Raw genomic sequence first — 13,745 nt, forward strand, 5'->3', positions numbered from 1 at the left:
GAAGCCGTGACCGGATGGTCTTGAGACAATATTGTCCGGCATCGATGCGACGCCGACGAGTTGCCTGGACGAGTTCATCGTCAGCGCTTTTTTTGCGCTTCCGCACAATTCGACCGCACGCTGGGTGGGACGGATCTGGACGGCGACCAAACTGACGGCGGCTTTTTCGGCTGCTTCAGTTTCTTTGCTTCGCGATTGCTGCGCAACTGACCTTTTGCCATCACACTACTCCGATGGTATCGATGCTCTCCAAAAAGCGCGAGCGTCCAAGCAGTGTTCGCTGATTTCACCTCGCTGTCGCGAAGCGTTTTCAGCGATCTGGCCGTAGCAGAGGATTTTCTTCGACAGACACGACTACCGCGAGTGCAAAATGCAAAACCCCGCCGAGCTTGCCGAGAAATTTCTCGGCGTACCCTATGAAACGTTGGACGAGCGCGCCAAGAATGTTGCGCGACTGGTCGCGGAGCGCAGACACGTAGCAAGAGATGCGGCGAAAGAACTGGATGCCTCGATGACGCGAGGCCAGCGCGCAGCCGATGCCGTGGCGGCCTTCGGCGGATCGTGGATATTCATCACGTGTTTTATCGTGATCATGATTGTCTGGGTTGGCTTGAATTCGGTGATTCTAGCCAAGTACAGCGAGACTTTTGATCCATACCCCTACATTCTGCTCAACCTGTTTCTCTCGATGCTTGCGGCCATCCAAGCGCCCATCATCCTGATGGCGCAGAACCGGCAGTCGTATAAGGACCGGATGTCCGCCGAGCACGACTACGAAATCAATCTGAAGGCCGAACTTGAGATTATGTTGCTGCATGAAAAGGTGGATATCCTGCGTGACAAGCAATGGACCGAATTGCTGAACATCCAGAAGGAGCAGATGGAAGCGCTGAAGAACCTGCTCGTGTCCAGCAGGACGTCGAGCGACAAAGTGTCGGGGTCGCCCGCTGCGTAAAACGATATGACCGAACCGCGACGGTCTGTGGGTTCGGCCCGGCGGGGTCCGCTTTCCGGAATCGCTGTACATCCGCCAGGAAAGGTATACAGTGGGTTTTGTTGCGACGCAGCATTGGCAGTGCTAGTCGCTCCGACCTGCTGATCTTTAGCGAAACACTCGCCTCCGAAATCCCTTGGACGCACGTGCCGGGTCGATTCGGGCGCATACAATGAACACCACCGCCGTTGAACAATCCGCCGACTTCGGCCTGCGTACTTTACCGGCAATTTTTCGTTTGCAGAATGAAGGGTTCGAGCGTCTGCGGAAGCTGACGGAACTCAATCTCGCGGCCATAAAGGGGATGCTGGACGGGGGACAATCCGCCTTGTCATCGTTGCCATCTGGATTACCGTCACCCACTGGTGCGGTCGGCCTGCCGCAGCAATTTTTCGAGCGCGCCCTGGCGTATGCGGAGCAGGTCCAACAGATCGATTCGCAGTTCTTGGCAGCCGTGACACAGGCGGGCGAGGACCTGCATAACCAGTACAACGTCATCTGCAAGCAGTTGGCAGCGAATCTTGGGCAGACCGCGCCCTTTGGTTCTGACGCCGCCTACACCGCGATGCAGTCTGCAATCGGCGGGATGATGCGGTCCCAGGGAATGATGCAGGAAGCCATCAAGCATGCGGCCGGTGCGCGCACGCCCGGCAACCCAGTACCGGACATCGCATAGCCGATAGCGATGCGCGGCTTGCGCGCAAGCACGAAAACGACGCCCTGCACGAGCGGGTCGTTGGGCGGTCTCGCCGCCTAGTGGAAAGCCGGCAAGACGCCGGCTTTCCCCATTTTGTGCCGTCAAAATATAGTTTGCTTTGCAATGGCATTGAGCGCATTGTGAAATGATCCAGATGTACCTGACCGCCCTTTTTCGCATCCGGATAAACACTGTTCGATGACGGTCAGCACCGCTTAAGGAGCACGTCATCATGTCCATCCCGACCATCGAATACAGAGGGTACGCACTCAGCGCATACCCGCGCCAGGAATTCCCGCTGCATCGCGATCCGTATGCCAAAGGTCCAAGGCAGTTCTCGTGCATCGTGAGAATTGACCCCATTCCGGCCGCCGGGGTCAAGGCCGGGCGCTATTCAACGTTATTCGGTACAGCAAGTCCCACCAACGAGGACGACGCCGTCGACCTCGCGATGCAATACGGCAAAGACATCATAGACGGCAAGGTTCAGGCGACCGAACTCTGACACGCCGAATGCCAGTCAGTCGACCGCTCGAGGGGAGTAGGTCATAGAATATCCACTTTACGTCCACCGCGATGGCGACACCGGTTTTCGCGCCAGTTTTCCCGATTTTCCCCGCGCCGATGCGCGCGGCAATTCGTTGGACGAACTGAAGCGCAACGCGCAAGAGATGGTCGAGTTGATGTACGACCGCAGCGAGCAACTCATACCCGCCCCCACCTGCAGTACATCGGAATTGCATGCGCTCGACGTGGACGACGGGGAAGGGATCTGGATGTTTATCGACATCAACCTGACGCGGGTTACCTCGAAGGCCGTGGGCGTTCAATTGAGCCTGCTTGAGAGTGTGCTGCAGCGAGTCGATGCGGCCCCTCGCTACACGAGCACACCTCACTTCGGAGGATCTATGAAATACTATCCAAGCACATTACCTGATCGACGCGATCAGGCGACCCGAGAAAAGGAGCGCGACGATCTGGCCCGAGCCGATATCGAACGGGCCGAAAAGCGTTCTCGCGACTATGCCGGCATCAATTCCAATGTGAGCAAGTGGCGCTATTCCGATTCCGACCGTCGGGTGAAGTAGTGGTACAGCGTTGCTCGCGATGCCGCCAGAGGGTGGCGCTCGCCCCTCGGGTTGTTGCACGCCGATCCCGCGTGGCGCGTCGCGGACGTTCCGGGATCAGGTATACCGGCGCAGGCGTATCAAAAAATCGGCGATCGCCTCGACACCACTCTGTCGTCCGACGTGCCCAACCCATATCTGCGTAGCGTTTCCTCGTTCCGCGCTTCGGCTCGGTACAGCTCCGCGCCGCGGAGCTGTACGGTCGCGAAGCCCCGGATCCGCGGGCTGTGCGGATCTTCCGCGGTCTCGTCCCTGGCGTGTGCTTGCGATGCACCGCGACCCACTGCGTGGTCAGCATACCGGGCGTCAACCACAGCCAGAACCGGAAGAAGTGGCTGACGCCCGGGTGCAAATCCAGCGCCCGGTGCGCCTGACAGCGGTGCAGGTACACCGTCACGCTGATGATGGTGACATGCGTGAGCGCGAGCACGACCTAGGCAAGCTGCCACCAGGACAGTCTCAGCTCACCGTTCAGGAGAAATGCCGACATACCGGTCGCACTCCGAGTCACCTTCGTATCGCGCGGGCTTCGCCGTGGCGGCGAGTTCGCCTTCCGATTCGCATCGAATGCCGCGAGCGACGCGCACTATCCGCGTGGCTATGCCGCTGTCTTGAGCGTCAGCGGCGATGTCGACTCCGTCACGTCATGCCCGGCAATTGCCAACGCCAGAACCGGGTTCAAGCTGTCCACCATCGAACTCGGAATCAGGATCGTGGCCCCGCGCTCCTTTGTCGTTTCATAGATGATGTTCATTGCCCGCAATTGAAGTGCGGCCGGATGATTTTCGTAGACCCGCGAGGCTTCGACGAATTTCGCCGCCACCTCGGCCTCCGCGGAACCGAGTATCACGCGCGCCTGCTTCTCGCGTTCGGCTTGCGCCTGCCGTGACATCGAATCCTGCAGCGCGACGGGGATCGCCACGTCCCGGGTTTCCACGGACCGTACCGTGATACCCCAATCTGCGGTTTTCCTGCCGATCTCGTCTGCGAGGTGTGCATCGGCGGCTTTTCGATCAGAGAGCAGCGTGGCCAGCATCGATGAACCAATCATCTCCCGCAGCGAGGTTTGCGCGACGCGATCGATGGCCTGCCGGTAATCAGTGATGGCGAGTGCCGCTTTCTGAGCGTCGTGTACGTGCCAGAAAATGATGGCGTCGACGTTGACCGGCACTGTATCCCTGGTAAGCGCCTCCTGTGCGTTGAACGCAGTCGTTTGAATACGCTCGTCGATCACCGCGACAACGTTGTCCAGTATCGGGATAATCATAAAAAAACCAGCTCCCTTGACGCTCTGCAGTTTCCCGACGCGCAGGATTACGAACTTCTCCCAGACATTGGCCACTTTCACGGAGAGTGCGATAAGGACGGCGACGATGAAGAAGGGTAACGCGAGATACGGATTGACCAAGGTGCCGACGGCCAGCCCCGCCAACAAAAAGGCAGTGGAAAGAAATAGTGTGAGGGGGTTCATGGTGGCGCTCCATTCAGTGATGCCGACTTCCGGCAAGGGTTACGAAGCACGACATATGTTCGCCCGGTTGCCTCTGGCGCCCTGGCATCAGCGGATTGGGCGCTTGTCCTGAACGTGCGCCGGATTGCGATGCAATTCTGTACGGTGACGTACCTGCACGGGGGCGAATCACTGGAGATAGTTCTCTAGCGTACCGACTCGCCCAGCCCCGGGACGAATAATGATCCACGTCACGCAGGAATCCCGGAGCTGACCATGGAATACCCCATTTTTATCACCCGACAGGAAGGCTCACGCTATCACGGGTGGTTGCCGGATTTTCCCGGCGCGCACGTGGATGGCAACTCGTACAGCGAGTTGGCAAAGGCCGCAAACGACCGGGTCAATGCACTGTATGACCAATGCGCGCGCCTCATCCCTTCCCCTACAACGGACATGGCGGCATTGCAGGCGTCGTGCATCGACGACGGCGAGGGAATCTGGAGGTTCATCGATATTGCCCGGCCGACGTCGTGTTCGGTGCTGGTCTTGCTATGCCTCCCTAAGCAGCTCGTGGAAAAAATCGACTCAGTGGCGAAATCGCGCCATATGAGCCGCGAAGCGTTGGTGGCCGAGTGTACGGAAGGAATTGGCGTACCAGCGTTGGAGTCCTCGTGCCGCGAACTTGTCTTGGCGTAGCTACCGAACGCGACTCAGCGGATTCATCTCATCTGCCCGGGTTGCGTCCCTTCACTGATGCTGGAGAGTCTTGCATGCGCCGATTGTCGTAACGAGCGACGTGCCAAACAAAAAGCCGGCGCTTGGCCGGCTTCGAGTTCCGCCTTGCTGGGGCGGCTCCACGTTCTGTTTGAGATCGAGGAGTTTTGCTACGCCTACGTTATAGCTTCGGCAGATAACCCATGCCCAGACGTTTCCTGGCATCGGCAATACGTTGCTTGGGTGTGACGGCTTTCCACGAACGGGCATGGCGTCTCTGCCACTCCGGGTGAACAACGGGCATTCCATCGTCGGTCGCGCGTGCTTCCGCCTGTTCCTGTTGGCCGTCCTTCGCATTTTTTTCCCGTTTCGGGTAATCGTTCATCAATATGCTCCCTCCAAAACCCGCGTTTCGTCATTGATTAGCTCGCGCCGCTCGAGTCGAGATAAAGCTGCGCAAGCGATACGGATCGCGATGGCCCACTTCGATCACGGCGTTTCAATCTCGATGAAAGTCTGCGGTCGATCTGCAGTCTTTGCGTCATGTCCCACCATGCGCCTGCGGGCTTCGGCAGTCGGTACGCTGCCGTACGGACCGGATGGCATGGATGCGAGTCTGGCCTCGGTGCCGGTTCTAAAGGCGTTTCAAATCAGGGAGCAGGCGGTCGAATTCTCGCCTAACCACGCCGTAGCATTCGCACACGCGCTTCTCAAGCCCGGAGCGATCCAATACCTCGATGTGCCCATAGTTGTACCGGATCAACCCGGCATCCTGAAGTTTCAGCGCAGCTTCCGTCACGCCTGAACGTCGGACACCGAGCATGTTGGCGATCAGCTCCTGCGTCATTTTCAGTTCGCTCGACGGCAGGCGATCAAGGCTGAGTAGGAGCCATCGACAGAGCTGCTGGTCGATCGAGTGATGCCGATTGCATACGGCCGTCTGCGCCATCTGAGTGATGAGCGCCTGAGTGTATCGTAGCAACAGCCGCTGCATCGAACCGCCTCGACGGAACTCGTCTTTCAGGATGCGCGCATCGAGTCGGTAAGCGTGTCCTGCGCTTTGGACGATCGCGCGGCTCGGCGTTGTTTCGCCCCCCATGAAAAGCGCGATGCCGATCAACCCGTCGTTGCCGACGATGGCAATTTCGGCTGACGAACCGTCTTCCATCACGTACAACAGCGACACGATGGATGTCGTCGGAAAATAGACGTGGCTGAGCGCACCACCCGACTCGTACAGCACCTTTCCCAACGGCATGTCGACCAACACAAGCCGCGGAGAAATACGCGCCAGATCTTCTGCAGGCAATGCTGCGAGCAGATGATTTTTGCTCCGAGATGGCTGACCCGACATACGTCACTCCGGCAGTAGCTGCGGCCTCACCTAAGACGACCCGCCCACGCGAAGCGTCATCGGCTCAAACCTCGAACTCGCGAAGCAGGCGTTGAGCGAGGATCTTGGCGTCTTCGAGCGCGAGACGGTACAGCTCCCGATCGGTATCGGTCTGATAGGGGGGATCATCGTTCGGTCCCTCGCTGCTGCGACGCACATACACATAGCCTCGGTACAAACCACGCGACGATTCCATCACACGAATGCGTGCAAAGTGTGTTTTGGTACTGAATGTGAAATCGTCCATGATGATTTCCGCGTGTATTGAATCATCGTAGCACTCAGCGTGAAATCGAACGGATGCGTCCCGTAGTGCGTGTCTACTCAGCGGGCCCGAGGATTACATCGACAGCGGCCTGGCCGGCGATCTCCGCAACAAGGTAGGCCCAGCGTTCGGAAAACGGACCACCCCGGATTTTGATGCGCTCGCCGAGCGCTGCCACACCAGGAGGCTTGATGGGTCCTTTGATGCGAAACCAGACATCGAACATATCCGCCGATGTGGAAAGCAGATCAATGTGAATCTCGAATCCGCGATATGCGACTGTTCGTTGCATGAAGACCTCGGGTTGCAGCAGCGCGAGAAGCCACAAAAGCCAATGGTAAACCTATTTTCTTCTGCCTGCGTTAAGGGTTATTCGATGCCTGCCCGCACGCGTCGTCGCGCGCTCATAGTCACGCGAATGAGGGCAGGCATCGAATAACCCTTAACGTCTGCTGCCGCCCCGTAGGTCATGCCTCACGAGCTGACCGGAGAGCGAGACCGGGCTGCTCTGGGCACGGTTTGGGGTGCACGGAATACGGGCTAGACTGATAAATACTATTATCTGCCTGTCACTATTTTTGATCTAAACTGGCGACCATGAAAACGCGCGAGACCGAACCCGTCACGTTTCCCGACGACGCCGAACTGGCCGCGCTGCGCGCCTGGTACGCCGGGCTCGACGCGCGAGCGGCCGTCGCACGCTATCTGGGCAACCGCAAGGCGCTAGGGGCATCCGCGCGCAGCGTGCTCGGTCGCATCCGGCGTGCATTGGTCGCATACGCGGCAAGCCGCCATCGAAACGATCTGGCGGAGGTATTCCGCGAAAGGAGCCCCACGTCGGCCGACACCGCTGTGCGCGCGATCGAAACTTTGCGCTATCTGCCAGCACCGGCGCCGCGCATTGCCGACGAGATCGACCGGTGGTTGCCGCCGCGCGCTGTGGCCGCCCTGCGGGCGCATGGCATCCGGACGCTCGCCGATCTGACCGTGCGGATTCCGCGCCGGCGCCGCTGGTGGACAGCGATCGCCGGACTCGGCGTCACTGGCGCACGCCGCGTGGAGGCGTTTTTTGCTGCCCATCCGGCGCTGACCGAACGGGCGCGGGCGTTGATCGTCGCAGCGACGGCCGGCGACATCGTGCCGTGGGAGAAGTTGCGCGTGCCGCACGAAGTCGATGGCTCGCGCGGGCAGTTCCGCGCACCGCAGGCCGCCTGCCTGCTGAATGCGTCCAACGATTACGAGGCGATCCAATCTTGGCTGTCACTGCACGAATCGGCCGCCACGCAACGCTCCTACCGTAAAGAAGCTGAGCGCCTGATCCTGTGGGCGATCGTCGAGCGCGGCCGCGCGCTGTCGTCGCTCACCACTGACGATGCGATCGCGTACCGGACATTTCTGCGCCGGGCCACACCGCGCGAGCGTTGGGTCGGGCCGTCGCGCCCTCGGCACAGTATCGAATGGCGGCCGTTCACCGGCGCGCTCTCTGCCCGATCAGCAGCATACGCACTGAACGTCCTGTCAGCGCTGTTTCGCTGGCTGGTCGAGCAGCGCTACGTGCTAGCGAATCCATTCGCCGGCGTCAAGGTCAAGAGCCATGCACCACGCGCGGGATTGGACGTGTCGCGGGGCTTCTCGGAGGGCGAGTGGTTGCTGATCCGCACGCTAGCCGATGGCCTCGAATGGTCTTATGGCTGGAGCGTGCTGGCCGCCCAGCGCTTGCGGTTTCTGCTCGACTTCGGCTATGCGACCGGCCTGCGCGCGAGCGAACTGGTCGGCGCGACGCTTGCCGACATTCGCCGGGACGAGCAAGGTGATCACTGGCTGCACGTGCTCGGCAAGGGTGGCAAGCACGGCAAGGTGGCATTGCCACCGCTTGCGCGGACGGCACTCGACCAGTTTCTCGTGCAGCGGGGCCTGCCGGTCACGCCCGCGCGCTGGAATCCGGCGACGCCGCTCGTCGCGAGTCTCGAGGGGGACGGCGCGCACATCGAAAGCACAAGGCTTTGGCGCGTGCTTAGGCGGTTCTTCGTACTGGTCGCAGATGCGATCCAGGACGAGCGGCCCGCGACAGCCGAGAAGTTGCGCCGCGCAAGCCCGCACTGGATGCGGCACACGCACGCGTCACATGCGCTGGCCCGAGGCGCCGAGCTAATCATGGTGCGTGACAATCTGCGCCATTCGTCGATCTCGACGACGTCAACCTATCTGCACAGCGACGAAGTGCAGCGAGCCCGCCAGTTCGATCAGGCGTTCGCCGCACGCGACCTCAAGCGATAGCTCCTTTATGTCGATTCACGAATAAGCGCAAGAATTTTCATAACTTCGGGGCTTATGATAGGAAATTGCGCTTACCTTGTTCATCCCCCTGCTACCTTTCCCTTTCCTCATTGTTGCCACCTCCGCAACTCACGGGGTGGGAGGCGTCCATTCCATTGCCCCGCCCACAAAATGGCGGATAGGTCCAAGCTGCGCGTCGACAGCTATCGCAGGCTCGTGTTCGCGACCTTCAGCGACGAGGTCGCGCCGCTGCCCGAGTATCTCGGCGAGCAGATGCGGCCGTGGATCGACCGGATCTTCCACAAGCCGATCGAGTATCTCGGCTGCACGCGCCAGTATTCGAAGTCGAACTGGAAGCTGTACATGGAGAACGTGAAGGACCCGTATCACGCGAGCATGCTGCACCTGTTCCATACGACCTTCAACATCTTCCGCGTCGGGATGAAGGCGCGCTCGATTCCGGACGCGAATCACGGGCTGCACAGCATCATCACGGTGACGAAGACGAACGACGATACGTCGGCCGCGTACAAGCAGCAGAACATCCGTTCATTCGACGAGGGCTTCCATCTGGAAGACGAATCGATCCTCGATCTCGTGTCGGAATACGACGAGGACTGCACGAACCATATCCAGCCGATCTTCCCGCAGCTCGTGATCCAGCAGATCCACAACACGCTGGTCGCGCGGCAGATCTTGCCGAAGGGCCCTGACAACTTCGAGCTGATCTTCCACTTCTTCGGTTATGCGGACGACACGCCCGAGCTGCGCGCGCTGCGCATCAAGCAGGCGAACCTCGTCGGGCCGGCCGGCTACATCTCGATGGAAGACACGGAAGCGACCGAGCTCGTGCAGCGCGGCACGGTGCGCGATGCCGACGCGACGTCGGTGATCGAGATGTCGCGCGGCAATCCGGACCAGCAGGACACGGTGATCACCGAGAGCCTGATCCGCAAGTTCTGGGTCGGCTACCAGAAGCTGATGGGCTATTGAGGCGGGAGCAAAAAATGACGGAAGACATGAAGACGTGCCGTCGCGACGGTCGTGATCCTGTTGTTCGTCGCGCGTATCGAGGTATCGCGCGTGCGGCTCGGCATCGTCGCATTCGTTGCGATCGCGGCTGGCGGCCTCGTGATGGTCCTGTCGGGTTCGATCGCGATGTACGTCGCCGGTTTCCTGATGGTCGTCGGTTTCGACAAGATGTTCAACGTGTACATCCGCAGCGCGCGGCAGGCGATCATCCCCCCTCGGGACTACGGCAAGACGACGGGCGTCATCGTCCTGCTGAACAACGCGACGCAGCCGCTTGCCGGGCTGCTCGTCGGGCTCTTCTCCGGCCACGGGCGCGTGGCACTCGTCGTGACGCTGACGTCGATCGGCATGGCGATACTGGGTGGCACGATCGTCGCCCTCGGCGCGGCGCGGACGCGATCGGCCGCGCGCGTTTCGGACTGACGCCCAAGCCGACGACGCATGGGCAGCATCGGCCTACGCAGCGGGCGCAACCGAGGTGCCGGTAATCTTGTGCCGCGCGAGTGCCTCGGCGACGAACCCGGATGCCTTCGCTTCCTCGACAAAGGCCCGCAACGTCTCGGCCGCCGCCGTACCGCGACGCTTCGGCAAACCCATCGCCTGACGGATCACCATGAATCGCTCGTCGAGCAAACGCAGGCCAGGCGCCTGACGTGCGTCCGCCTCGATCTGTTGCTTGACGCCCGCGGCGACTTCCAGGCCCTCATCGAGGAACGTTCGGACGACGGTCGGAGATGACGGTGCCCGCACGATCCGCGCATGCTTCAACTCGCGCGTCAGGAACAAATCGTAAGCGCTTCCCTCGCCAACTGCGACGCGGATCGACGGCTGGTCGACATCGTCGTTATCGCGAATCGATGATCCGTCTCGTACCATGTAATAGCCTTCGATCAAAACGTACGGATCGGTAAACGCGATGGTCTCGCCTCGTCGTGGATCGATGGCGAAGAAGCCAATGTCCGCCCGCTCGTCGCTGACCGCCTGCACGGACTTGCCCGCCGTATCGAACACCACCAGTTCAAGCGCCACGCCGAGCGTTGCGGCAAAGGCGCGCGCCAGATCCACCGAAACACCGGTCGGGGCGCCGGACAGGTCCTTGCCTGCGAGAACGGGATTCCCGAGATTGATCGATGCCCGCAGCTTGCCGGCAGGTGTGAATGCGCGAATGACGGATGGGTCGGGTTTCATGTTGATAGCGTGAAGAACAGAAATTCATGGGTGGGCACGGGTCTTCAGCCACAGACCCGCGCATCGCTCGACTCGCGTTGCGTGAGCGCTCGGGGCCTCAGCAGTATCGCGACGGCCAGCACGCTGGCCAGCGCAATACCGCCCGCGAGAAAGAACGCGCTGAAGAATGTATGGCTTTCCTGCACGAGAAAGCCGGTTGCAGCCGGGCCGACGATGCCCGCGCAGTTGGCGATCGCGTGTACGCATCCGCCGACACTGCCGAGTTTCGGGCCGGGGATCGTGTCCTGAATCAGCGCCCAATAGGCGCTGCCGCTCAGATAAAGGGCAAACACGGCAATGGCCATCAACAGCAGCGCACCGAGCGTCGTGGTCACGGCGCCGGCCAGCGTGACGCACACGCCTGCCGTGCCGAGACAGGCGATCAATACTCGCTTGCGCGCCAGCAGTGCGTTGCCCGTGCGGCGAAAGATCAGATCGGACAACACGCCGCTCAGTCCGTAGCCGATGAACCCCAGCAGCCAGGGCAGCACCGTCGCGAGACTCATGCTTTTCAGGCTCAGATGACGGTCCATCGTCAGAAAGGTCGGGAACCAGGTGAGAAAGAAAAACAGGATGTAGCTGTAACCGAAGTACGAAATCATCGCCGCCAGAATCGCGGGCTGCTTGAGGTAGAAGCCGAGGGGCCGCAGGTCCGCAGGGCTTTCCGGGACGCTTCGGTCAGATTCGATCAGCCGGCGTTCGTCATCGGATACGCGTGCATGCTGGTGCGGCTTGTCGGTCGCCATGAACACCCAGAACACCAGCCAGAGCAAGCCGAAACACGCGATTCCGGCGAACGCGACGTGCCAGCCGTAAGCGGCCGTCAGCAGGCCGACTACCGGCCCTGCAACCGCACCGCCCAGCGGCAGGCCGCAATTCGCGAAGCCGAATGCGGTCGCCGACTCCTTGTGCGGAAACCAGTTGTTCACGATCTTGTTGATCGTCGTCGCGAGCGGGCCTTCGGCCATGCCGAACAGGGTGCGGACGGCCAGCAGCGATCCGAAGCCGCTGGCAAGGCCGGTCGCGCCGCATAGCAACGACCAGGTCAGGACGGCCGCGGAGAAGACGCGCTTGCCACCCCAGCGATCCGCCGCCCATCCACCGATGAAATTGAATGCCGCGTAGCCGATGAAGAACGTCGAGAACAGCAGCCCGAGGCTGCTCGGCGACATATGCAGTTCCCGCATGACGGCGGGTGCGGCGACGGACAGCGCCGCACGGTCGAGATAATTGATGAAGCCTGCGATGAACAGCAGCAGGACGATGCGCCATCGAATGTTTGTCACCTGTCGCTCCTTGGAGCTTGTTATGTGCTTGACGGCCGGGCGCTCGAACGTGCTATCCGGTCCGTCGCTTGTCGGTTCACTGCCGCGCCGTGCGTTCGGAGCGGTGCGAGCGTGGCGGGCCACGCTCGCGAACGAGGCGTTCAGCGCCGCGGACGGGCGGTCGCTTCCAGCATCGCGAGCTGTGCCGCGCCGATATCGATGCCTTCCGCCATCTGGCGTTCCAGGCGACCGAGTTCGATCTCGCCGGGCACGATCACGGGCGCATCCGGATCCGCGGGTGTAGAGCCGTGCAGGATCGCCGCATAGTCGGTCATATGTTTGGCGAGCCACTCGGTGCTGCCGAGTCGGGTCGTATCGATCAGAATGAAGAAGTGGCCGAGATTCTGCGGTTGTTCAGGATCGTCTTCCCACGACTTGACGTGCGTGAGATACGCCGCGCCGGAAAGCAGTCCCGCGAACAAGTCGACCACCAGTGCGAGGCCGTAGCCCTTGTGGCCGCCGATCGGCAGCAGGAAGCCATCCAGCGCGGCTTTCGGATCGGTGGTCGGTTTGCCTTGCGCGTCGGTTGCCCAGTCGCCGGGAATCGGTTCGCCGCGCTTGAGCGCGTTGCGAATCTTCGCCCGTGCCGCGACGCTGATCGCCATGTCGAGCATGAACGGACGACCATTCGGGTTCGGGACGCCAAAGCCGACGGGACTGTTGCCCAGGCGAGCGTCGGTGCCGCCCCACGGCGCAATCGTCGTCGTCGCGTTACTGCCGATGATGCTGGCGAAGCCCTGCATCGCGGCGAGGTACGAATAGGGGGAGACGGGGCCGAAGTGATTGCTGCCGCGCACGAACACACAGGCAATGCCCTGTTCGCGTGCGGCCGTCATCGCCAGATCGAGTGCGCGATGGCCGACGAGCGGGCCGATGCCGTTGTCGCCGTCGAGGCGGTGAAGCGCCGGCGCCACCTGTTCGGTAGTGATCGAGGGTGCGGGATTGATGCCGCCGATGCGCAGGCGCGAGCCGTACGATTCGATACGGCTCGTACCGTGCGTACGCAGACCGAACAGATCGGCAAGCACGAGGATCGTGGCGGTGTCGGTCGCATCGGCGCGCGTCAGGCCGAGTGCGCAGAGTGCTTCGATGGTCAGCTCGGTCAGATGTGCCTTGCTGACGATGCCGTGGGTGAGAGTGGGCTGGGTCATGGAACGCGTTGTCTCCTTCGATTTGAAAACCGTGCGGTTCAAGCGGCTGCGCATCGCACGCTGCTTGCGTTTCGCACATGATCGTGCAGG

The 13,745-nt window shown here is 61.1% G+C and carries 15 protein-coding genes and 3 pseudogenes; 9 read left to right on the forward strand and 9 right to left on the reverse strand.

What is annotated here, in order from left to right:
• Positions 1 to 31 precede the first annotated feature (31 nt).
• The 5 genes from HWW87_RS16735 (at position 32) to HWW87_RS37175 (ending at position 2,779) form a co-directional block, all read left to right on the forward strand.
• Entirely contained in the window at positions 32 to 328 is a 297-nt protein-coding gene (locus tag HWW87_RS16735; protein WP_157721152.1) for a hypothetical protein, read from the forward strand.
• A gap of 42 nt (positions 329 to 370) precedes the next feature.
• Positions 371 to 955: a DUF1003 domain-containing protein gene (locus tag HWW87_RS16740; RefSeq protein WP_017335015.1), complete on the forward strand. Its 585-nt coding sequence runs from the start codon at positions 371 to 373 to the stop codon at positions 953 to 955.
• Between the two features lie 211 nt (positions 956 to 1,166).
• Complete coding sequence (locus HWW87_RS16745; protein WP_175821223.1) at positions 1,167 to 1,670, forward strand: phasin family protein; 504 nt, start codon at positions 1,167 to 1,169, stop codon at positions 1,668 to 1,670.
• Positions 1,671 to 1,923: 253 nt separating this feature from the next.
• A complete protein-coding gene (locus HWW87_RS16750; protein ID WP_017335013.1) occupies positions 1,924 to 2,196 on the forward strand; it encodes a hypothetical protein in 273 nt (90 codons plus the stop codon).
• Between the two features lie 43 nt (positions 2,197 to 2,239).
• Complete coding sequence (locus HWW87_RS37175) at positions 2,240 to 2,779, forward strand: type II toxin-antitoxin system HicB family antitoxin (protein WP_231716882.1); 540 nt, start codon at positions 2,240 to 2,242, stop codon at positions 2,777 to 2,779.
• Positions 2,780 to 2,931: 152 nt separating this feature from the next.
• Here HWW87_RS37175 and HWW87_RS37180 read toward each other — a convergent pair.
• Positions 2,932 to 3,248: pseudogene (locus HWW87_RS37180) on the reverse strand (acyl-CoA desaturase); the annotation flags it as partial.
• Between the two features lie 168 nt (positions 3,249 to 3,416).
• The gene (locus tag HWW87_RS16765) at positions 3,417 to 4,289 is read right to left on the reverse strand and encodes a slipin family protein (RefSeq protein ID WP_084910924.1); all 873 of its coding nucleotides are present in this window, start codon (positions 4,287 to 4,289) and stop codon (positions 3,417 to 3,419) included.
• A 255-nt stretch (positions 4,290 to 4,544) separates the two neighbouring features.
• On the opposite strand from HWW87_RS16765, the gene HWW87_RS16770 reads away from it, so the two are divergent.
• Positions 4,545 to 4,967: a type II toxin-antitoxin system HicB family antitoxin gene (locus tag HWW87_RS16770; protein ID WP_175821224.1), complete on the forward strand. Its 423-nt coding sequence runs from the start codon at positions 4,545 to 4,547 to the stop codon at positions 4,965 to 4,967.
• Between the two features lie 199 nt (positions 4,968 to 5,166).
• On the opposite strand, the gene HWW87_RS16775 is transcribed toward HWW87_RS16770, so the two are convergent.
• The 4 genes from HWW87_RS16775 to HWW87_RS16790 all read right to left on the reverse strand — a co-directional run bounded on the left by HWW87_RS16775 (position 5,167) and on the right by HWW87_RS16790 (position 6,935).
• Positions 5,167 to 5,370 (reverse strand): hypothetical protein, encoded by a 204-nt coding sequence (locus HWW87_RS16775; protein ID WP_175821225.1) that lies wholly within the window; start codon positions 5,368 to 5,370, stop codon positions 5,167 to 5,169.
• A 249-nt stretch (positions 5,371 to 5,619) separates the two neighbouring features.
• Positions 5,620 to 6,339 carry a Crp/Fnr family transcriptional regulator gene (locus HWW87_RS16780; RefSeq protein ID WP_026045371.1) on the reverse strand — a complete coding sequence of 240 codons (720 nt, stop codon included), beginning with the start codon at positions 6,337 to 6,339 and terminating at the stop codon, positions 5,620 to 5,622.
• A gap of 64 nt (positions 6,340 to 6,403) precedes the next feature.
• Positions 6,404 to 6,625, reverse strand: coding sequence for a hypothetical protein (locus tag HWW87_RS16785; RefSeq protein ID WP_017335007.1), 222 nt, complete (start codon positions 6,623 to 6,625; stop codon positions 6,404 to 6,406).
• 73 nt (positions 6,626 to 6,698) lie between these two features.
• The gene (locus HWW87_RS16790) at positions 6,699 to 6,935 is read right to left on the reverse strand and encodes a hypothetical protein (RefSeq protein ID WP_026045370.1); all 237 of its coding nucleotides are present in this window, start codon (positions 6,933 to 6,935) and stop codon (positions 6,699 to 6,701) included.
• Positions 6,936 to 7,240: 305 nt separating this feature from the next.
• On the opposite strand from HWW87_RS16790, the gene HWW87_RS16795 reads away from it, so the two are divergent.
• From HWW87_RS16795 to HWW87_RS16805, 3 genes and pseudogenes are all read left to right on the forward strand, one after another.
• Entirely contained in the window at positions 7,241 to 8,920 is a 1,680-nt protein-coding gene (locus HWW87_RS16795) for a phage integrase family protein (RefSeq protein WP_175821226.1), read from the forward strand.
• A gap of 186 nt (positions 8,921 to 9,106) precedes the next feature.
• A pseudogene (locus tag HWW87_RS16800) lies at positions 9,107 to 9,913 on the forward strand (aromatic ring-hydroxylating dioxygenase subunit alpha); the annotation flags it as partial.
• Positions 9,914 to 9,949: 36 nt separating this feature from the next.
• Positions 9,950 to 10,375: pseudogene (locus HWW87_RS16805) on the forward strand (MFS transporter); the annotation flags it as partial.
• Positions 10,376 to 10,408: 33 nt separating this feature from the next.
• Here the strand turns inward: HWW87_RS16805 and HWW87_RS16810 are convergent.
• The 3 genes from HWW87_RS16810 to HWW87_RS16820 all read right to left on the reverse strand — a co-directional run bounded on the left by HWW87_RS16810 (position 10,409) and on the right by HWW87_RS16820 (position 13,655).
• Positions 10,409 to 11,140: an ABC transporter substrate-binding protein gene (locus HWW87_RS16810; protein ID WP_175821227.1), complete on the reverse strand. Its 732-nt coding sequence runs from the start codon at positions 11,138 to 11,140 to the stop codon at positions 10,409 to 10,411.
• A gap of 44 nt (positions 11,141 to 11,184) precedes the next feature.
• Positions 11,185 to 12,465, reverse strand: a complete 1,281-nt coding sequence (locus HWW87_RS16815) for an MFS transporter (protein WP_175821502.1) — start codon at positions 12,463 to 12,465, stop codon at positions 11,185 to 11,187.
• A gap of 140 nt (positions 12,466 to 12,605) precedes the next feature.
• On the reverse strand, positions 12,606 to 13,655 hold the full coding sequence (locus HWW87_RS16820) for an Ldh family oxidoreductase (protein WP_175821228.1): 1,050 nt from the start codon (positions 13,653 to 13,655) through the stop codon (positions 12,606 to 12,608).
• Between the last annotated feature and the right edge of the window lie 90 nt (positions 13,656 to 13,745).

The organism is Burkholderia sp. BCC0419 (assembly GCF_902830285.1).
Taxonomy (GTDB): domain Bacteria; phylum Pseudomonadota; class Gammaproteobacteria; order Burkholderiales; family Burkholderiaceae; genus Burkholderia.